Annotated in this window: 20 protein-coding genes; 3 read left to right on the forward strand and 17 right to left on the reverse strand. The window is 37.5% G+C overall.

Annotation, left to right across the window (positions count from 1 at the left end; genetic code table 11):
• Positions 1–71: 71 nt before the first annotated feature.
• Positions 72–2,096, reverse strand: a complete 2,025-nt coding sequence (locus ACFILA_RS06545; RefSeq protein ID WP_273790626.1) for a M3 family metallopeptidase — start codon at positions 2,094–2,096, stop codon at positions 72–74.
• Positions 2,097–2,649: 553 nt separating this feature from the next.
• Here ACFILA_RS06545 and mgtE point away from each other — a divergent pair.
• From mgtE to ppa, 3 genes are all read left to right on the forward strand, one after another.
• A complete protein-coding gene (gene mgtE, locus ACFILA_RS06550) occupies positions 2,650–4,026 on the forward strand; it encodes a magnesium transporter (protein WP_375660855.1) in 1,377 nt (458 codons plus the stop codon).
• Positions 4,027–5,288: 1,262 nt separating this feature from the next.
• Positions 5,289–7,115 carry a translational GTPase TypA gene (gene typA / locus ACFILA_RS06555; RefSeq protein ID WP_375660856.1) on the forward strand — a complete coding sequence of 609 codons (1,827 nt, stop codon included), beginning with the start codon at positions 5,289–5,291 and terminating at the stop codon, positions 7,113–7,115.
• Positions 7,116–7,183: 68 nt separating this feature from the next.
• Complete coding sequence (gene ppa / locus ACFILA_RS06560) at positions 7,184–7,714, forward strand: inorganic diphosphatase (protein ID WP_273790629.1); 531 nt, start codon at positions 7,184–7,186, stop codon at positions 7,712–7,714.
• A 53-nt stretch (positions 7,715–7,767) separates the two neighbouring features.
• Here ppa and ACFILA_RS06565 read toward each other — a convergent pair whose 3' ends face one another.
• From ACFILA_RS06565 to ACFILA_RS06640, 16 genes are all read right to left on the reverse strand, one after another.
• The gene (locus tag ACFILA_RS06565; RefSeq protein WP_273790630.1) at positions 7,768–8,082 is read right to left on the reverse strand and encodes a DUF167 domain-containing protein; all 315 of its coding nucleotides are present in this window, start codon (positions 8,080–8,082) and stop codon (positions 7,768–7,770) included.
• Between the two features lie 22 nt (positions 8,083–8,104).
• A complete protein-coding gene (locus ACFILA_RS06570; RefSeq protein WP_375660857.1) occupies positions 8,105–8,398 on the reverse strand; it encodes a YggT family protein in 294 nt (97 codons plus the stop codon).
• 327 nt (positions 8,399–8,725) lie between these two features.
• On the reverse strand, positions 8,726–9,286 hold the full coding sequence (locus tag ACFILA_RS06575; RefSeq protein WP_273790632.1) for an invasion associated locus B family protein: 561 nt from the start codon (positions 9,284–9,286) through the stop codon (positions 8,726–8,728).
• 99 nt (positions 9,287–9,385) lie between these two features.
• Positions 9,386–9,907, reverse strand: a complete 522-nt coding sequence (locus ACFILA_RS06580; RefSeq protein ID WP_273790633.1) for an RNA pyrophosphohydrolase — start codon at positions 9,905–9,907, stop codon at positions 9,386–9,388.
• 39 nt (positions 9,908–9,946) lie between these two features.
• The gene (locus ACFILA_RS06585; RefSeq protein WP_273790634.1) at positions 9,947–11,257 is read right to left on the reverse strand and encodes a S41 family peptidase; all 1,311 of its coding nucleotides are present in this window, start codon (positions 11,255–11,257) and stop codon (positions 9,947–9,949) included.
• A complete protein-coding gene (locus ACFILA_RS06590) occupies positions 11,247–12,491 on the reverse strand; it encodes a murein hydrolase activator EnvC family protein (RefSeq protein WP_375660858.1) in 1,245 nt (414 codons plus the stop codon). Before ACFILA_RS06590 ends, ACFILA_RS06585 begins: the two co-directional genes overlap by 11 nt.
• Before the next feature lie 133 nt (positions 12,492–12,624).
• On the reverse strand, positions 12,625–13,107 hold the full coding sequence (gene rlmH, locus ACFILA_RS06595) for a 23S rRNA (pseudouridine(1915)-N(3))-methyltransferase RlmH (RefSeq protein WP_375631100.1): 483 nt from the start codon (positions 13,105–13,107) through the stop codon (positions 12,625–12,627).
• Between the two features lies 1 nt (position 13,108).
• Positions 13,109–13,495, reverse strand: a complete 387-nt coding sequence (gene rsfS, locus ACFILA_RS06600; RefSeq protein WP_375660859.1) for a ribosome silencing factor — start codon at positions 13,493–13,495, stop codon at positions 13,109–13,111.
• 111 nt (positions 13,496–13,606) lie between these two features.
• On the reverse strand, positions 13,607–14,200 hold the full coding sequence (locus tag ACFILA_RS06605) for a nicotinate-nucleotide adenylyltransferase (protein ID WP_273790637.1): 594 nt from the start codon (positions 14,198–14,200) through the stop codon (positions 13,607–13,609).
• Between the two features lie 29 nt (positions 14,201–14,229).
• A complete protein-coding gene (locus tag ACFILA_RS06610; RefSeq protein WP_375660860.1) occupies positions 14,230–15,486 on the reverse strand; it encodes a glutamate-5-semialdehyde dehydrogenase in 1,257 nt (418 codons plus the stop codon).
• A gap of 45 nt (positions 15,487–15,531) precedes the next feature.
• Positions 15,532–16,671, reverse strand: coding sequence for a glutamate 5-kinase (gene proB, locus ACFILA_RS06615; RefSeq protein ID WP_375631102.1), 1,140 nt, complete (start codon positions 16,669–16,671; stop codon positions 15,532–15,534).
• Position 16,672: 1 nt separating this feature from the next.
• Complete coding sequence (obgE, locus tag ACFILA_RS06620) at positions 16,673–17,698, reverse strand: GTPase ObgE (protein ID WP_273790640.1); 1,026 nt, start codon at positions 17,696–17,698, stop codon at positions 16,673–16,675.
• 173 nt (positions 17,699–17,871) lie between these two features.
• The gene (locus tag ACFILA_RS06625; RefSeq protein ID WP_375613270.1) at positions 17,872–18,600 is read right to left on the reverse strand and encodes an RlmE family RNA methyltransferase; all 729 of its coding nucleotides are present in this window, start codon (positions 18,598–18,600) and stop codon (positions 17,872–17,874) included.
• Positions 18,601–18,629: 29 nt separating this feature from the next.
• Entirely contained in the window at positions 18,630–19,940 is a 1,311-nt protein-coding gene (locus tag ACFILA_RS06630; RefSeq protein ID WP_273790642.1) for a Ppx/GppA phosphatase family protein, read from the reverse strand.
• Between the two features lie 906 nt (positions 19,941–20,846).
• Positions 20,847–21,452 carry an invasion associated locus B family protein gene (locus tag ACFILA_RS06635; RefSeq protein WP_375660861.1) on the reverse strand — a complete coding sequence of 202 codons (606 nt, stop codon included), beginning with the start codon at positions 21,450–21,452 and terminating at the stop codon, positions 20,847–20,849.
• Positions 21,449–21,830 (reverse strand): YadA-like family protein (locus ACFILA_RS06640; RefSeq protein ID WP_375660862.1); only part of this gene is annotated, 382 nt, incomplete at its 5' end. The genes ACFILA_RS06640 and ACFILA_RS06635, both read right to left, overlap by 4 nt.

Here is a 21,830-nt window from a genome sequence, read left to right on the forward strand (position 1 = left end):
ATTTGCATAACTAGCAACTGCACCTTTCGAATAATATGAAAACGGCATGGTGTTAACCATACCGTTATATCTTATAGTCCACGTTTGTTAATCATTGCCTCTGGTAAAGGCATCCGTCCCCGAAAAGCTTTATAAAGCTCCTCTGGATCACGACTTCCTCCAGCGGAGTAAATACAACGCTTTAAAAGATCAGCGAGCTCTGAATTAAAAACATCTCCCGTTTCTTCAAAAGCCTGAAAAGCATCTGCATCAAGAACTTCCGACCACATATAAGAATAGTAACCAGATGCATAACCATCCCCTGCAAACACATGCATAAAATGTGGGGGACGATGACGCATAATAATTGTGTCAGGCATTTGCAGCTTTTCTAATTCTTGGCGTTCAAACACTGTTGGATCAGTGACTGTTTCGCCTTGATGAAAAGCCATATCCACTAAAGCTGATGAGATAAATTCAACGGCAGAAAATCCTGCATTAAATGTCTGTGCTACTAAAACTTTATCTATCAACTCTTGTGGCATAGGATGGCCTGTTTTTGTATGTATAGCATAAGATTTTAATATCTCTGGCACGGTTAACCAATGTTCGTAAAGTTGAGAAGGTAGCTCAACAAAATCACGTGCAACAGATGTTCCCGACACAGATGGCCATGTGACATCAGAAAGCAAACCATGCAATGCATGTCCAAATTCGTGGAAAAGCGTACGTGCATCATCAAGTGATAAAAGAGCAACTTCTCCTTTGGGCGGTTTAGCAAAATTACAAACATTGTAGATAATAGGCTTTTGTCCGCCATCCAATTTATGTTGTGATTGCAAACTACTCATCCACGCACCGGAGCGTTTTGAAGAACGCGCAAAATAATCACCAATAAAATGCCCAAGTAGACTTCCATCAGACTTTTTTACTTCCCACAAACGTGCATCAGGATGCCAAAGTGTAACAGCGTTTTTTTCTTCAAATGTAATGCCAAAGAGTTTTTCTGCTACCCTAAAAGCCGCTTTAATCATACGATCAAGCTGAAAATAATATTTAATCTCCGCGCTATCGAAAGAAAGTTTTTCAGTGCGAAGTTTTTCAGCATAATAACGCCAATCCCAAGCAGCTAAAGATTCATTGCAGCCCTGATTGTTGGCAAAATTTTGTAAGTCAATTTGCTCAGTAGAAGCTTTCGCTCTTGCGCGCTCCCATACAGGCATAAGCAAATCCATAACGGAATCAACACTTTTAGCCATAGTATTATCGAGCTTCAAATCTGCGAAAGATTTATATCCCAATAATTTAGCCTGCTCATCTCGAAGCGCAACAATCTCTACAATAATTGTTTTATTATCATTCTTGTTATTATTTTCACCACGTTTAGCCCAAGCTTGGAATGCAACCTCACGCAAATCACGACGATCAGAGAATTTTAAAAAAGGTTCAACAATCGAACGTGCTAGTGTTAATGCATACGCTTCTTCATTGCCTCTTTCACACGCAATTTCCTTCATTGAAGCAATGAGATCTTGCGGTAAACCAGATAAGTCTGTTTGTTTTAAAAATAGAATCCATTCAGCTTCATCATTTAAGACATTTTGTCCAAAAGTAGCATTTAAAAAAGCAAGTCTTTCATTAATTTCCAAAAGCCGTTTCTTAGCTTTTTCATCGAGTTTTGCCCCATGACAAACAAACTTTTTCCACCATAATTCAAGAACACGTGTTGTTTCACTCTCAAATGTGCCCAGCTGCGACTGTTTATAAAGCATATCTATTTTCGCAAATATCCGCGCATCCATCATCATTTTTGAAGAATAACGAGAAAGTTTTACAACGAACTCTTGCTCTAGCTGTTGAATTAATACATTCGTATGAGCACTGGTGCGTAAGAAAAATATTGAACAGACACGATCAAGCGCTTTGCCGCAAAGCTCAAAAGGCTGTAAAAAATTCTCAAGCGTTGGTGGTTCTTGCACCATCGCAATCGCCTCTAGTTCTTCTTCGGCTTCTTGAAGAGCCTGTTCAAAAGCGGGTTTAAAATCTTCATCACTTATAGAAGAAAAATCAGGAAGACATGAAAATCCCTTCCACTCCAGCACTGCTTCTTTTGCCATAATACTTTATGTCTCCATTATAAATTTAAACTGTAACAATTATCTTTACGACACAAATTGATAACATACTAAAACTATCTCGTGAGTTTCAAAACTACCTTTCAAAACGCTATTGAATAAAAAACCTGAAAATCGCAAAGTTCTTTCATTTTAAACCATATTATATTGAAGCAATAAAGATTATTCGCTCACACATCACAATAGAATTGCATATTAACAAAAACACTTGGAGAAAGGCATAATCTCCACTCTTTACAAAATATTGCTGTAGATTCTTTTGAAAATCACAAAACTGCATTAAAGAAATGATGGTAAAAATCAGAACTGATTTTTACATTTACGCTTTTATATTATCCTCAAATTAAGCTGTATTCTCGTTTTAGTGATTCAGAAACTTGTTTATAACTTATAATTCACCCTTGACTTTACTTCAAATATTAACAATTGGGAATATAGCTGGGGAGTTTTTTTTTAAATCTTCCATAAACTTTTGTTTTTATCTCATCTATTATCTAGATTTATAACTCTCCAACTCTTCAGGAGGTACTTTATCATGACTGAAATCAAAACGGCCTTAGACTTCAAAAATTTTTCTCCTGAAGCTCTTGCAGAAAAGTTAAAGAACCAGCATTTTGCAGACTCTATTGATATCATAAATGACCTCGATATCATGGAACGTGTAACTATTCTTAGTCTTCTGCCTCTTGATTATGTTATCGAACTTTTTGATAAACCAGAGCTTGAGCAACCTGCTGCCATCCTAGAACTTCTCCCTATAAATCGTGCTGTTGAAATTCTTGATGGCATGTCTGCCGATGCTGCTGCAGACGTCTTTCAAGAAATGGATAAAGAAACCCGCACACGACTTTATGCCTTGCTTAACCCCTTAACGCGCGCTGAACTTAAAAAACTCACCAGTTATCCTGACCATACAGCAGGAGCACTGATGACAACAGAATTTATAGCCGTTCCTTCAAACTGGACCATACAAAAAACTTTGGATCACATCCGTGAGGTCGAGCGAACACGTGAAACAGTTTATACCAGCTATGTAATTGACCCTAAAACAGGTACTCTTCTCAAAGCTGTTTCCCTGCGTAACCTTATTCTTGCCTCACCTGATGAACTAATTCTTAATGTCCCTACCCATGACTCGCCCATTACAATATCGCCCTTCACACATCATGAAGATATCGCACGCCTTTTCCAGCGCCATGATCTTCTCTCTGTGCCTGTAGTTGATGAAAGTAACCATGTCATTGGCATTGTAACCGTTGATGACGTGCTTGATACTATGGTCGATGAGATGAATGAAGATGCCTATAAATTTGGGGGTATGGAAGCGCTTAATAAGCCCTATATGCAAATTAAGTTTCCTGAAATGATGAAAAAACGTGGCGGATGGCTCGCTTTACTCTTTATCGGTGAAATGCTGACAGCAAGCGCTATGCAACATTTCGAAACAGAACTCGAAAAAGCGATTATTCTTACACTGTTCATACCTCTCATTATGAGCTCAGGAGGAAATTCCGGCTCACAAGCTACATCCCTTATTATCCGTGCATTGGCTTTACGTGAACTCACGTTGAAAGACTGGTGGAAAGTGATCATTCGTGAAATTCCAACAGGACTATCCCTTGGTCTCTTACTAGGAATTATTGGTGTTACGCGCATTGCTCTTTGGCAAAAACTGGGTATCTACGACTATGGACAACATTGGATTGCTATTTCGACAACAGTGGGTACAGCTTTAGTTGGAATCGTTACCTTTGGTTCTCTTTCTGGATCTATGTTGCCTTTTATTCTTAAAGGTTTAAAATTTGATCCAGCAAGTGCTTCTGCTCCTTTTGTGGCAACTTTAGTAGATGTCATGGGCATTATAATCTATTTTTCTGTAGCTTCCCTCATTTTGTCAGGAACTCTTCTTTAAACATGTAAAGTAAAAACTCTTACTTATGGAAAGATCTTGTCATGTAACCTAAGATTCTTTCCATAAGAAAATAAGCTTTATTATTTATTTTCTAGCGCACCGCTCCATAGATAATTTATTATTTTTTTTGAATAACAGCTCCGAATAACGTAAATTTACCTCATCATAAAGCTTCTCATATTAAATCGATTAAAGTCATCTTCTTGCCAGTCACAAACGAGATCGGTGTATGGCTAAAAACTATTCAAGAAAAAAATAAAATACTTCTTATATCTTCTTTCTCGTAGCAAAAACTGGCGCAATATTGACAGCTGAGAAAGAATGATAATGCTCAACAGTTTTATATTTTTTCACAAAGGCGTTAATAGTATACTATTCGCGTATATTATATCATTTATGAGCCTATCATGGAATGGATGTAGTATACGTTAAGCAATCTCTCTTAAGTACATGAATATGCAACAACAAGTATATTCTGTTTAAAGTGTTCTGTTTGGCATGAAAAGCATGCTCCTATTAGAGAATACGATTAACAAAAGTGTGAGGGGCAAAGCACTATCTCCATGGTTTAAAAGATATTACTTTAGATGCCTTTGAAAGCATAAATTGGATTAACGGCAAAGATGGAAATTTTCTTTGGATGCCTTCATATTCTTTCTAAATAAGACTATATTCCGGGTTCATAAATAAATAAAATAGATATAACTCTTGCCCCAATCTGGCATACAAAAGCTAGAACTTCTTATAAAATTCTTAATCATCTCAATATTTACCTCAAATACACGGTTGCATTAGATCTGGATTTTGATTGACAAGTTATAGAATAAGAAAAAGCTTTATTTAGAATAAGAATGTTGTACAATTGTCAATAAATTGGCTATGGATTGAGAGATATTCCGGATTTTTATTAATCTCTTTGCAAAACAACAACAATAATATGGCTAGCTTTATACTTACTTACTCTTACAAGAGCTCATATAAACTCCTTGTGTCATATTGATAGAAATCAAGTTGACGGTGATTTTTTGGATAATTCTTAGCTCGAGAATAGAACATACGCACTATAAAAATCCTTTTACGAAGCTCCAGCAATTGAAGCTTAATAGAGCCTTAAAGACTTGGATAAATAGTTTTGTCATAAAAATATTGCCTCCATCTTCCAAAACTATAAAAAAACATGTAAAAGGTTTTTTAATAGTCAGGCAAAGAATGTAAAGACTTTGCCTCAAATGAAATTTCATTAAACGAAAAGAAGAAAATTTATGCAATTGCGTAACATTGCCATCATTGCCCACGTTGACCATGGGAAAACAACGCTTGTAGACGGACTTCTCAAGCAATCAGGAAACTTCCGTGATAATCAGCGTACAAGCGAACGTATGATGGATTCAAACGATATTGAGAAAGAACGCGGAATTACAATCCTAGCGAAAGTGACATCTGTTGTTTGGAAAGATACTCGAATTAATATTGTTGATACACCAGGACACGCCGACTTTGGTGGAGAAGTTGAACGCATTCTAAATATGGTTGATGGAGCCATTGTACTTGTTGATGCTGCTGAAGGACCAATGCCACAAACAAAATTTGTTGTTGGCAAAGCATTGAAAGTAGGATTGCGCCCTATTGTTGCTATTAATAAAATTGACCGATCGGATGCACGCGTTGATGAAGTCATTAATGAGGTTTTTGACCTTTTCGCTGCTCTTGATGCAACCGATGAACAGCTTGATTTTCCTATTCTTTATGGATCTGGACGCGATGGATGGATGGCTGAAGCCCCTGAAGGACCAAAAGATCATGGATTAGGTCCTTTATTTGATCTTGTGACGCAGCATGTCCCTTCTCCTAGTGTAGCAGAAGGACCGTTTCGCATGATTGGAACTATTCTTGAAGCGGATCCGTTTTTGGGACGAATTATTACAGGGCGGATTCATTCTGGCTGTCTAAAACCCAATCAAAATGTCAAAGTTCTTGGACAAGATGGAAAACTTTTAGAAACTGGGCGTATTTCAAAAATTTTAGCGTTTCGTGGCTTAGAACGGCAACCTATTGAAGAAGGAAGTGCTGGTGATATTGTTGCGATTGCAGGTCTGCAAAAAGGTACCGTAGCTGATACTTTCTGTGATCCTACTGTCAATGAACCCCTTACTGCCCAACCAATTGATCCTCCTACTGTTACTATGAGTTTTCTCGTCAACGATAGTCCCCTTGCTGGAACTGAAGGCGATAAAGTAACAAGCCGTGTCATTCGTGACCGATTGTTAAAAGAAGCAGAAGGCAATGTCGCTCTTAAAATTGAAGAATCAGCCGATAAAGATTCTTTCTACGTTTCAGGACGAGGAGAATTACAGCTTGCAGTTCTCATTGAAAATATGCGCCGTGAAGGATTTGAACTTAGTGTTTCACGCCCACGTGTTGTTATGCAAAAAGATGAAAATGGAATAACTCTTGAGCCAATCGAAGAAGTTGTTATCGATGTTGATGAAGAATATTCCGGTACTGTTGTACAAAAAATGTCTGAACGTAAAGGCGAAATGGTGGAATTACGTCCTTCTGGAGGTAATCGTGTCCGCCTTGTCTTTTATGCACCAACCCGAGGACTCATTGGTTATCAATCTGAACTTTTAACGGACACACGTGGTACAGCAATTATGAATCGCCTTTTCCATGCTTATGAACCTTATAAAGGAGACATTGCTGGTCGTGTTAATGGTGTTATGATTTCAAATGACAACGGTGAATCTGTCGCTTATGCTCTTTTTAATCTTGAAGATCGTGGTCCTATGATCATCGATGCGGGTGTGAAAGTCTATCAAGGTATGATTATTGGCATCCACTCACGAGATAATGACTTAGAAGTCAATGTCTTAAAAGGGAAAAAACTCACCAATATGCGCGCTTCTGGAAAAGATGAGGCCGTAAAGTTAACGCCTCCCATTAAAATGACATTAGAACGTGCCTTATCGTGGATACAAGATGATGAACTTGTGGAGGTAACCCCTAAAAATATTCGTCTCCGCAAACTCTATCTTGATCCTAATGAACGTAAACGTTTTGAAAAAACACGTGCATCAATTTCAAGTTAATTTCATAATCTCTTTGGTAAAATATTTAATTGTATTGAGCCTCACTATATTCCAGAAAGGATGTCTCTATGAATATTAAGGAAATACCCGTAGGCAAAAATCCACCAGAAGATATTAACGTTATTGTGGAAGTCTCCCTTGGTGGGCAACCAATAAAATATGAGATGGATAAAAAGTCTGGTGCATTATTTGTTGACCGTTTTCTTCATACATCAATGGTTTATCCTGGAAATTACGGTTTTGTCCCTCATACGCTTTCAGATGATGGTGATCCTATTGATGTCCTTATCTGTAATACCCGTCCACTTATGCCTGGTTGTGTTATCAATGTTCGCCCCATCGGAGCTCTAATGATGGAAGATGATGGTGGTAAAGATGAAAAAATTATTGCCATTCCCACTACAAAATTAACAAAACGCTATATCAATATTCATGACTATACAGATCTACCCGAGATTACACTCAAACAAATTGAACATTTCTTCAAGCATTACAAAGATCTGGAACCTGGAAAATGGGCTAAAATTGAAGGATGGCGTGATAAAAACTTTGCGCATGAATTAATTAAGCAAGCTGTTGAGCGCAATAAAAAAATATAACGATTTTAATAAAATAAAGCCTATTTAAAAATAGGCTTTATTCTTTATTTTTTCTACGAGATGCAATCTCTAAAGGATTGCCATATCTGCTTTAGCTCTTCTAAATGTGTTGAAAAGTAAAGTTGTTTGTAGCGAGATATTGCACCGTTTTTCAGAGAAATAGAAGAAGATGGTATTCTCCATTGCTTGGCAAGAAATTTAATGAGAGCTTTATTCGCTTTTCCATCTTCAGGAACAGCACGAAGGCGTATAACCAGATATTGTTTCTCACCATCCCTACATTCAATCCCTATTATTTTGTCAACGGACGATTTGGGAATGAGATATACAAACAAAATCAAGTTATTTTTATCAACTTGATAAAACATGTATTCGCCTCAAGTAATATTTCTATACATACATGTTTGCGTAAACGCGCCACATAAAAGTACGAATAAAATATATAATAATGAACACTACAATAGGTGAAATATCAATCGTTCCCAAATTTGGTAAAATTTTCCGGATACGGCTTAGAACGGGATTTGTAAGACTATCTAGAAAGCTTCCTACCAAAACAACAAAGCGATTGCGTGAATTTATGATATTAAAGACATAAAGCCAAGAAAAAATGACACTAGCGATTAAAATATCAATATAAATCTCAAAAATCAAATCAATCGTTCGAAGCAATGCATAAATCATGCGTCATCCCTTTCAATCAAGGAAACAGAAGAGCGTATAGAAAACCTTCATTAAAGCAGGTCTGTGTATCAAAAAATGGTTTTATATTTCAATACTCTTTTTTCTTGAATAAAAACCAGATATCTAAATTCTTCATCTCTCTATTTAATGACGATGCAGTTAGAAAACAAATATCAAAATTAAAAATAGCACATACAATAGAAGAAACGGCAAAAAATCTGAATATCCCTTATAGGATTAATCTTAAATCTCATCGTCTTAATTATTAATATATAAAAAACAAACAAACTAAAAACGGCCTTTTAAAGGCCGCTTTTAGTTTTAAAATTATTTCTGCAAAGCAGTCAAACGATTAAGAGCACTGCTAAAACCATCTAGCTGAACAAATAAATCATTCAAAGCTGGTTCACCTGCAGCAGCAATTGTCATCGCCAACTTTAACTGTTTTCCAGAACGTAAAGCTGCTACGTGATTTTTGTCAAAAACGACAGGAACCACACAACCTGCTGGTACACAAGTCCGGATACCGGTTTCGATAACAGCTTTTCCCTCATCAACTTGTAAACGAACAGGCTTAGAAACCAAAATGCCAAAAGGAACTGTTAAATTACCAGATACAACACCCTCAGCATCGAGAGTAAGGCCCATAGCCACAACAACACGCCCCTGCTCATTCACTTCTTGACGGTGCATAAAACAAATTCTTTTCCCTTCTTGTATACCACAGTTAATAGTCCACAAACCGTAGGTTTCAGTCAAAGAAGAAGCTCCATTTGGCAATGTCGCTGCCGCATCTTTTGATGCAGGAGGTTTTGAACTTGTTGCAAATGCAACAGATGAAATACTCAAGAGAGTAAAAACTATAAGTAAATTAAATAACTTTTTCATTTTATATTCCTGTTCTTTACATAAAAGAGAAACATGTTTATTATTTATTATAATATAAAGCATCTTAATAAAAAAAGCTTTCTCGTAATCATATAGCTTTTATAATGGTCTAAGGCTACCTCGAAATTCGCTGACAACTTTCGTATAAACGTGCTTTTTAAAAGAAACAGCAATCAACGGAAGGGTTTCTAGATCAATCCATTTCCATTGATCGAATTCCGCTTTATTGCCATCTGGTGGCGGATTAATCGCAATTTCAGAAAGCTTTCCTGTAAACTGGAAAGCAAACCATTTTTGTATTTGCCCACGATATTTATTTGTTAATGTGCACCCAATAAGTTCTTGTGGAAAATCATAATGGAACCAATTTTGTGCTTCTTTAATCAACTTCACAGATCGAATACCCGTTTCTTCATAAAGTTCACGATATGCTGCATCTAATGGTTTTTCATCTTCATCAATCCCTCCTTGAGGAAGCTGCCAACGATGAGATATTTCAATATCTGCATGAATGGGCATCATTAAACGACGCCCAACCCACACTTTACCGTCATGATTAAAGATAACAATCCCAACACATTTGCGATATGGAAGAACCTTCAAATTAATACCTGCATCCATTTAATATTCCTCAAAATTGCAAGCTATAGATATCAATTCTCACTTTAACACATCCTTATTGGGATCTGGTGGAAATGCGGCATTTGCCATTTCACCTCGTAACAATTTATAAGCCTCATTCAACTGGATATCATCTTTAGGGTCTTTGGGAACAAAAGCAGCTGAACCAGATCCTTTATTACTCTCTCGTTTTCCTTTGATATGTCCTTTTAATGCAGACTCACCAACTTTTACATCATAACCCTTATATTTTTCAGGGAGTGGTTGCTCTACAATAATATCAGGCGTGATCCCTGTTCCTTGAATAGAAGTGCCAGATGGCGTGTAATAAAGTGCTGTTGTTAAGCGTAAAGCCCCATTTTCACCCAAAGGAATAATTGTTTGAACAGATCCTTTACCAAAAGACTGCGTCCCTAAAATTGTTGCACGACGATGATCTTGTAATGCACCCGCAACAATTTCAGAAGCACTTGCCGAACCACCATTAATAAGGACAATGAGCGGTTTTCCATTGATGACATCACCTGGCTTCGCATCAAATCTTGTCACATCACTCTTTTTGCGCCCACGAGTCGACACAATTTCACCTTTATTGAGAAAAGCACTCGAAACATTAACAGCTTGATCTAAAAGCCCACCCGGATTAAGCCGCAAATCAAGGACGTAACCTTTTAGCTTATCTTCAGGAATTTTAGATTGGATATCTTTAATTGCCGCCAGAAGATTATTCAATGTCTGCTCAGAAAACTGGATAACTCTTAAATATCCAATATCACCCTCAACCCGATATTTCACCGCTTTTACTTTGATAATATCACGAACAATCTTCACTTCAAATGGCTTATCAACACCAGAACGAATAATTGTTAAGGTAATTGGTGTTCCAGGAGCACCTCGCATCTTATTAACAGCTTCATTCAATGTTTGACCATTCGTTTGTACATCATCAATTTTTGAAATAAGGTCTCCTGCTAGAATACCTGCTTTTGAAGCGGGAGTATCATCCATTGGTGAAACAACTTTAATTAAGTTTTTTTCCATAGTGACCTCAATACCAAGACCTCCGAACTCTCCTTTCGTAGAATCCCGCATATCCTTGGCTTCTTCAGCATTCAAATAAGATGAATGAGGGTCCAGTGATGTGAGCATGCCATTGATAGCATTTTCAATAAGCTTTTTATCATCTGGAACTGTAACGTATTGCATACGCACACGCTCAAAAACATCGCCAAATATAGCTAGCTTTTTATATGCATTATCTTCATTATTCGCAGCAACAGACTGCACCATAATCATTGAACAGGCGCCGAGCAATACCCCAGCGACCAAAAGAATAACTTTACGAATCATTTTGGCTCCTTCTTATTTTTTCAGTCTGCCACCAAGGAGTTGGATTTACAGGTTTTCCCTGCTTTCTAAACTCAATGTAAAGCATTGGAGAAGTTTTTCCTATATCCAATGCAACACTGTTTGAAATAAATTGCATCTCCATTATACCCAGAGGCTCACCTGAAAGAACAAATTGCCCCTGTTTTACATTAATTCTCGACATTCCAGTAAGAATGATATGATAACCATTTCCAACATTGAGAATGATTAACTGTCCATAAGAACGAAATGGCCCTGCAAAAGCAACAAAAGCATCCACAGGTGATATAACAACAGCTCCTGCCTCTGTTTCTATCGTTTCACCAAAGCGCGTAATCTGCGAACTTTTGTTAGAGAGATGTATTCTTTTTCCTGAAACAGGAAAAAGTAAAGAACCTTTTCGGCTTTCAAAATTGGACTGTTCTAACAATTGCAAACTTTTCCGTACCTGTACTGATGCATCAGAGTTAAGTTTTGACTGACGATCGAGCTCTAAAATCAATTCTTCCAAAGACTGCGCTTTTTTAGCAAGAGCAATATTTTTTTGTTGCTGTTCTGTAAGTTCTTTTTCTGATTTTTTTTGTAGTTTGTTTTTTTGGTCTAATAAAAGCTCTAGACGTTTTCGCTGCTCTGCTTGATTTTGCAGTTTTGTCTTTAATGCCTTATATTCCGTAGTAATGGAATTACTCAAATTGGTCAACTCCTTGAGTTTTTCTGTTAAATCTCGTGTTTTCTCCTGCATCTGAGGAATAACAGTACCTAATAAAACAGAACTACGTATAGAAGCCAACGCGTCCTCTGGCTGTATCATAAGAGCAGGAGGCGGATTCAATCCCATACGCTCCAAAATTGCAAGAACTTCCGCAAATTCAGCACGACGATTTTTTAAACTTTGATAGACTTGTACCCGCTTTTCTATCATTTTTTTAAGCTTTTCTTCCCTTTTAGCAATATCATCTGCTACTATACGTTCTTCTTTAGCCGCTTTTATGAGTGCATCACTCAAAACACGTTGATCTTTTTTTAAATGCTCAACTTGATGCATAAGAAAAGCAACACGCTCACGCGAAAGTGAAATATTTTGGCGAATTTCTCCTAATTCTTTATGTACTTCCGTACTCCTCATTGTATCTTCCGCACGCGATACAGAAAAGCAAAAAAACATACTCAAGAGCAGAATGACAAATATGACGCACTCCTCATATAAATATAGCATCTTTCTATGAAGAAGCTTTTTCATTTGCAAAAACCATGACACCTCATCGTATACATTAGAGATGCTTTAAATGGTGTCAGCTAAAACAATATTAATAAACATATAAATAAGTGCTAAAAATTGCACAAAAATATTAAAAACGATGATACGGATGGTTATTTTCAATTGTTACAGCGCGGTAAAGTTGTTCTGTAAGAAGAATACGTGCAATTTGATGTGGCCACGTCATCAAACCAAAAGATAAAAGAAAATCAGCACGCTTCTTTATTTGTTCATTATGCCCATCAGGTCCTCCCAAAGCAATGACGACATCTCGAATGCCCTCATCACGATAACACCTCAATTTTTCAGAAAAAGAAATTGACGAAATCGATTCTCCACGCTCATCTAACACAATTAATCGACATTTTTCAGGTAAAAATTCAATAAGTTTTCTGCCCTCTTCCTCCATACGTTGACAAACTGTGTGAGCACGACTTTCTGGTATCTCTTGTAACTTTTTTAAATGAAAGCCTACATCTCCAGAAATTTTAGAAAAACGATCCAAATAATGCTGAACTAATTTTTGCTCCGCCCCACTTTTCATACGACCAACCGCAAAAATAGAAATTTGCATTTTAATGATCTCCGAAGAGAAGCAAAGCCGTATCGTTTAAATCCGGTGTCATCCATATTTTTTCTAAATTATAAAAAAGACGAATTTCTGGACGAAAAAGATGAGTGATAATATCACCTGTATCAATCAATACCCAGTCACCTCCAGCAAGCCCTTCTACACGCGCAAGCCCCTGCCCACTATCTTTCCAAGTATGTAATAAATGATCAGCAACAGACGATACATGACGCTGCGAATTTGCTGAAGCTATGACCATATAATCAGCCAAAGATGACTTCTCTCGAATATCAATAGCAACAATATCTTCTGCTTTTGTATCTTCTAAACTCTTGAGAATAACTTCAAGACTCTCACTAACAGAAAAAACTTTTTTTTCTTTTGAAGGCATAATATCGTAAGAGTGTTTGTGTGCAACGTTTTTCAGATCAATATCCTTTCTTATCGTTGTGGAATCTAAAAAAGAGACTTCTCTAAAGAGAAGCAGAATCTTATGAAATGTTCAAGAAAAATCATTCTTCTTCAAACGAAGGTTTGTTGAAGATTGAAAAGATAAAGGTCCATGCAAATAAGTCCAAACTGGTGGCTTGATAAAAGGTAATCGCTTACTTTCTCTCTCATCCAAACGAAAACGGCGATAAATATGTGCCATAGGAGAAGAAAGTGCTGACCGATTGCCTAAAGGACGATCAATAATCGCAATAGGAAGCATAGAGACGATATCATGCCATCGATACCATTGATGTATCGTCGCAAAACTATCTGCCCCCATAATCCATACAAAATTTACGCCACTGTAATGGGTAAGAATATGAAAAATCGTATCTACTGATACTTTGCTCCCTATAGCCTGTTCAAAACCTGTTAAGCGAATTTTTGGATGGTCAATAAGTTTAAAACTTAATTGCATTCTCTCCTCTAAAGAGGGCAACTGTGTACAATCCTTTAAAGGATTTCCTGGAGTGATCATCCACCATAACTGATCAAGATGCAAACGCCGAATGGCAATTTTTGCAACAAGAAGATGCCCCGCATGCGGTGGATTAAAGGAACCACCAAAAAGACCCACAACATTAGATCTTTCAACATGTGGCATACAATTTTTCCATGGAAAAAATGGTGTTCTCAAGCTCTAACCTGACCATTTCCTTTAACGTGATATTGAAATGATGTTAGCTGTCCAACACCTATGGGACCACGTGCATGCATTTTTCCTGTTGCGATACCAATTTCCATTCCAAAACCAAATTCACCTCCATCAGCAAATTGTGTAGATGCATTGTGTAATAAAATAGCTGAATCTAAATGATTAAAAAAATTCTTCACCACTTCCAAATCCTCAGCAATAATCGATTCCGTATGTCCTGATGAATAACGCTTGATATGAGAAATGGCTCCCTCAACACCCTCAACCGTTTTAACAGAAAGAATAGCATCAAGATATTCATGCGACCAATCTTCTTCAGAAGCTAATTTGACATCTGGCATAAGAAAAACAATATCTTCTGTGGCACGAATTTCACACCCCTTTTCCTGTAAAGCAGTTAAAACAGGAAGAAATTTTTTTAATGCTTGGCCGTCAATGAGAACTGTCTCAACAGCACCGCATATCCCTGTTCGCCGCAGCTTTGCATTTAAAACAATATTGCGTGCCATATCTAAATCTGCCGATTTATCAATATAAATATGACAAAGTCCCTCCAAATGAGCAAAAATTGGAACACGTGCATCAGACTGAACACGAGCAACAAGGCTCTTTCCACCACGTGGTACGATCACATCAATCGCTCCATCCAATCCTTTGAGCATTTCCCCAACGGCAGCACGATCTGTCGTTCCAACCATTTGGATAGCATCTTTGGGTAAACCAGAGCGCTCTAAACCTTGTATCAAAGCTAAATGAAGAGCATGAGAAGAATGAAAGCTATCCGAACCACCGCGCAAAATCGCAGCATTACCTGCTTTTAAGCACAAAGAACTCGCATCAACTGTAACATTGGGACGACTTTCATAAATAATGCCAATCACACCAAGAGGTGTTCGTACACGACTTATATGAAGCCCATTTGGACGCGTCCATTCATCCATCACTTGTCCAACAGGATCAGATAAACGAGCAACTTGGCGAACACTGTCTATCATTGCACGTAAACGCAAATCATCTAATTTTAGCCGATCAATCATTGCAGCTTTCAAATTATTCTGAGCAGCATTCTCTAAATCTTGACAATTCGCCCGTAAAATTTCATCTGACTGAGCCTCTAAACTTAAAGCGATCATTTCTAATGCATTGTTCTTTTGCTCAGAAGAAGCAACAGCTAACGCTGCAGCGGCATAGCGTGCTTTTTGTCCCATATCTTTCATTTGTTCTTCTAAAGTCATCGTAACATCCACTCTGCCAAAACAATAAAAACAAAAGTAACTTTTTTAAACAGTATTGGTCAAGCAACGTACAATCATATCATTACGATGCACCATAGCAGAGCGCGCCTCATACCCAAGAATAGCTTCGATTTCTTCACTTTTATGTCCTATAATGCGTACAGCCTCATCTTTGTCATAGCTTACAAGTCCACGCGCAATCTCAACTCCATCTGTACCAACAATTGCAACCGTATCCCCACGCTGGAAATTTCCCTCAACGCCAATAACCCCTGCAGCTAATAATGATTTTCCTGATTCAAGAGCCCTAATGGCTCCTTGATCAATCGTCAAAACACCAGATGGATCTAAATGACCAGAAATCCATGTTTTCCAAGCATTGACAGATTTCTTACTTGCCGCAAAAAAACTCTTGCGTTCACCTTTGTCAATTGCAGCAAGAGGATTCATACGCTTGCCTGAGGTGATAATCATCGCCGTTCCAGCAGCATTAGCTATTTTTCCGGCTTCAAGCTTAGTCTTCATTCCTCCCCGTGAAAACTCTGAAGCAGCAACATCTGCCATTTTTTCGATATCATGCGTAATGGATGCAACAAAAGGTATAAATTCAGCCGTAGGATCACTATGGGGAGACTTTGTATAAAGACCATCAATATCGGATAAAAGTATTAAAAGATCTGCCCTCACCATTGTTGCCACACGTGCAGCTAAACGATCATTATCACCATAACGAATTTCAGTTGTTGCAACAGTATCATTCTCATTAATAACAGGCACAGCTCCCAAATATAAAAGCGTCTCAATCGTTGCACGTGCATTGAGATAACGCCTTCGCTCCTCCGTATCAAATAAAGTGAGCAAAATTTGGCCTGTTTTGAGCCCATGTTGAGCAAGCGCATCACCATAGGTTTTTGCTAACTCAATTTGCCCCAAAGCAGCACATGCCTGGCTTTCTTCCAATTTCAAAGCCCCCTTAGGAAGCTGTAGCAATGTCCTTCCTAAAGCAATAGCACCTGAAGACACCAATAATATCTCTACGCCTCCTTTGTGTAATTCAACAACATCATTGATCAAGCTTTTAAGCCATTCAACCCGTAAACCTGCCTGAGGATCAACCAAAAGGGCAGATCCAATCTTGACCACAATACGTTTATAGTGTGTAAGTTTTTGCGATCCAACAGCCATCTCAATCAACCTTGCTATCCCCACTGATCTCCTCTTTGCGTGACATTTCAATAATATGTGCACCAGCACGCAGCACATTTTCTAAACCTTCGCGGCTAACCGCAGAAAACATCATAACTGGTTGATCCGCTGCTCTTTGCAAAGCTTCCCGTTTAGCTTCACGCTCTTCAATTGTCAGAGTATCTATCTGGCTTAAAGCAACAATTTCAGTTTTATCACTTAGATTATTTCCATATGCCTCAAGTTCATGACGCACAATTTGATATGCTTTTGCTACATCTTCTTCTTGAGAAGAAATTAGATGAAGCAGTACGCGACAACGTTCCACATGTCCTAAAAAACGATCTCCAATTCCCACACCTTCATGCGCTCCTTCAATTAATCCTGGAATATCAGCCAAAACAAATTCACGACCATCAATACGTACAACACCAAGATGAGGATGTAGAGTGGTAAAAGGATAATCTGCAACTTTTGGTTTTGCAGCCGTTACAGAAGCTAAAAAAGTTGATTTTCCAGCATTTGGTAAACCAACAAGCCCCGCATCAGCAATTAACTTCAAACGAAGCCATATTGCACGCTCTTCTCCAGCCAAACCTGGATTTGCACGACGCGGTGCCCGATTTGTCGATGTTGTAAAGTGAAGATTGCCAAAACCGCCATTCCCTCCTTTTGCAAGGCGATAGCGCTGTCCCACTTCCGTTAAATCACATATTAACGTTGTATTATCTTCTTCAAAAATTTGCGTCCCAACCGGAACTTTAAGGATGACATCATTACCCTTCTCACCCGTCATATTACGCCCCTTGCCATGCCCCCCTGTTTTTGCTTTAAAATGCTGTTGGTAGCGATAATCAATCAGTGTGTTAAGCCCATCAACAACAAGAGCCCAAACATCACCACCCCGTCCTCCATTCCCCCCATCAGGTCCCCCAAATTCTATGAATTTTTCACGACGAAATGATACTGCTCCAGAACCTCCATTACCAGAACGAATATAAACTTTAGCTTGATCAAGAAATTTCATTGGAAACACTCACTGAGGAATCAATCTCTTTACCTCTATAGGCAATACATTAGTTTTACCAGTTTTTCATCATTGATAACAGAAAAACTGTCACTATCGCCGATAACTCTTTGAGAAAAAAATCATCACATCTAAATAGGTTAAGTAAAGTTAAGTCTTCTTAAAAGAAGGCGCTATTCTTGAATGTTTGTTTTTCCCTTAAATTCAAGTGCTAGAAGATAAAGCTCTACTGATTCTGATCGGCTTGCGGGTGGTTTAACATGATAGACTTTTTTAAAATGCTGTTTTAGTATCGTAAGAAGAGTGTTTTCTGCTCCTCCTTGAAAAGCCTTTGCTAAAAAATGTCCCCCAGGCTTAAGAACCGAAAGAGCAAAATCAGCCGCAACTTCACATAAATAAATCGTTCTTAAATGATCCGTCTGACGATGACCTGTTGTTGGCGCTGCCATATCAGAAAGAACCACATCCGGTTTTGTCCCTAAAGTTTCAATTAATTTCTGCGGTGCATCTGTATGCAAAAAATCCATTTCCAACATGGCAACTCTAGGTAATGGATCAACATGTAAATAATCAATACCAACAACGCTAGGATCCTCATCACTTGACCCTACTATACGCTCAGCCACCTGACACCAGCCCCCAGGTGCTGCTCCTAGATCAATAACCTTTTGACCTTTTTTCAAAAACCTATAGCGCTCATTAATTTCAATGAGTTTATAAGCCGCACGTGAACGATAACCATCTACTTTTGATTGATGGACATAAGGATCATTCAGATGCCTCTCTAACCATCGTCGTGATGAAGCTTTAATGGTTCCTGCTTTCTTTTTTACGCGCTGATATAATTCATGTGACCCTGAACCTCCATAGCCACCTCTCGGTGTTTTTGTTGTTTTTTTCATCGTTATTCATTGTCTCCATATTTAATTCTCTAACGCTTGAAATCTCTGCTCTTTCTACGACGACACCACACCCCATCGCGTAACATTAGCTCTATCAAAATTCCTTCCCTTAATCCACGATCAGCAACTCTTAAACGCTGACTTGGCCAAACTTCCCGAATAACATCTAAAATTGCACAACCAGCTAAAACTAAATCTGCTCTCTCGCGCCCAATAAAAGGACTTATGACACGTTTTTCTATATCCCATGATAATAGACGTTGTGTCATAAGTGTAATGTCTGCATCCTTCATCCAAATGCCATCCACTTTTTTCCTATCATAACGCTCTAAATTAAGATACATTCCTGCTAAAGTCGTAACTGTACCAGAGGTTCCCAAAAGATGAAACTTCGAACCTTGTGCTAACTCTCCTAATTTATGACGATCTGAAAAATTATTTAATAACCCTCGCACATAGCTTTTCATTTTTTCAAAATCGTCTAAGCTAATATCATTCCCTCCAAAACGTTCAGCAAGCGTAACAACACCAACAGGAAGAGAAGTCCAAGCGATAATTTGTCTAGCTAAACGAAAAGAACGCTTTTGAGAAACATCAAGTAGCACAATTTCTGATGACCCTCCTCCAATATCAAAAAGCACAATTGCGTCAGTATTTGGTTCAACAAGTGTACTACACCCTGTAACAGCAAAACGCGCTTCTGTTCGCCGATCAACAATTTCCAATTCAAGTCCTGTCTCCTCCAAAACACGCTGAATAAAATGTCTACCATTTTCTGCAGAACGACAAGCTTCCGTTGCAATCAAGCGATAACGCTTAATATGCCTTTGTTTTAGCTTTAAATGACAAATCTTTAATGCCTCAATCGCACGATCCATAGCTTGTGTATTAAGAAAACCGTTATTTATTAAACCTTCTCCCAATCGTACAATACGAGAAAAAGCATCAACAACACGAAAATATCCAGGTTTACTGGGAGATGCGATAAGAAGACGACAATTATTTGTTCCGAGATCAAGTGCCGCATAAAGAGGTGGAGATTTTACTGAATGGAACCGTCGAAGAAAAGGTGCTTTGAGTTTTTTTGTTTTTTGAGCACCTATCATTATCTGATTATGAAACTCAAAAGCTGCCTCAGATTGAACAAAAACCTGTTTCTGTTCATAATGTTTTTTTCTCTGTTGTCTCTTTATATCAACAAGGACAGAGTATGCCTCTGTTCGTGACAATGCAGAAAGATTATTTGTATTACTACTGCACTGATCATACAACTGATCTGCTTTGGTATCGTATATTTCTCCTCGCTTTAACTCTTTTGAACCATAATTTAACGGGGTCATGTCCCTTATCCCTTGAGCGTTCCCCCAATAAATAAACGCGAAAACTCTTCTGCTCATTCCTAAATAAAGCAATAATGCAGCATCAAATGATATATACAAGAAATCATTCTTTCTTTTTCTATCATTAAAATTTTCTACACTAACATCATTCAGATTTTTGTATAATCTTTCGGTTGTTTCCGTGAAATCATGCATCTCTTTATGAACTTAAAACTATAAATTAATCGTTTACGTTCACATCAATTTTTATAAATTATGCTCTTTTCTTGATACCATTTACACGGAGCACACCTCTATTGTAACAAACCTACACTATCATACTATTTGCTGACTTTTAAGGTTACAACAACCTATACATTAGTACGGTTTATAAGAAAAAAAAATTTTTTCGTTATCCACACACAAACCACGTTTGTTATATGCAATGAAATGGCTTTGATTATACTGGAATAAAAGTTCCGTAGTACTACAAAATGCAATTACAATAGCTGTTATTTCGTGAATACCAATAAAAACTATCGTTCAAAAAAACTCTAGAATTATAAAATTTATCTGAAAAATATTAATGCTTAATCAGACCGCATTAAAAATCCATTTGAAGCTTAAAAAAAGAATTTAGTCTACTCATTATTGTAAGGAAGAAATCGAGTATTTCTAATCTTTTTTACTTTTAATAACTAACGAAATCACTCTTTAAGCATTATAGGAAATACTAATTTGATTTTCTATTACATATAAAGAACTTACTGTGACTTTATATTCATAAAACTCTCACTCTTTCCAATAAATCACCTCGATATCATATTATATAAAACTTCTTACTTATCTGACCTTATAATTTACACTCAAAAATATAATACAACAATTTATGGAAAAATGACTCTTGTTAAAAATACTCGATGGATTCTAAGGACGGAAAGAATTAAGTGCCGCATTTAACCCTTTAAATGGTACAGTAAAAGAAAATACCTTACCTTCTTTAGTTTTATAGGAAATACGTACCTTATTGTTCTGCTCTATTTGTTTAGTCAAAACCGGCCCTACAGGTGATTGTGCCAAACAAACCGTTTCATTACATTGCGTATAATTAATAAGAACAGGTTTTTTAACATCTTTTACAAACATTTGAATCGGAACATTTATATCAGAATTTGGCAATGTTCGAAAAAGCATCACTGCTTGACCACTTGTCGTAGAAACAAGAGACCAACTAAAAATGGTATTTCCTTCTTGATCATGAACCGTCTGTGTCACATTACATATACCTTGCTTATGTTTAAGCTTTTGTTTTTCGTCACAAATCAAAGTCCAATCATAAAATTGCATAATAATTCGACGTGTTTCGCCAGGTTCTCCCTTAGGTATCGATAAGTGCGGTGGATGCACCGTATAAATATTATTATTCTCGTTGGCAAAGCTTTCGCTCTTGCCTATTAAGGTAAGAGCAAACAGCAGAACCTTTACTAACATACTTCTCGTTTTTACAATAACAGCCATTTTTTCTATTATCATCTCAACCTCAGAGTAATTCCAGCGCCTATTCCCCAATGACCTCCAGCACTTGTCACAGATACATTCGAGCGAATATTTCCATCTTCAGATGTATAACCAGCACCAAGAGCAAGTGCAGATTGACTGCGCCATAAACCACTCCCAAATGAAACACTTAAAGATCCTGGTATATCATAGTAACGTAAGTTGGACACCGCTAGACCAATAGCAGCAGCTTGTCTTGCTTCTTTCCGAACATCCTGAATAGCATAATTCAACGTCTCAAACTTTATATCCGTATAGGATTTCGACTCGTTAACAGCATCATTGACAAGACTACTAACTTTCTCATCCGTATACTTATTGGCATCTTCAAGAACTATCTTCATCTGCTCTTCA

This window comes from Bartonella sp. CL71SXKL, from assembly GCF_042194935.1.
Taxonomy (GTDB): domain Bacteria; phylum Pseudomonadota; class Alphaproteobacteria; order Rhizobiales; family Rhizobiaceae; genus Bartonella.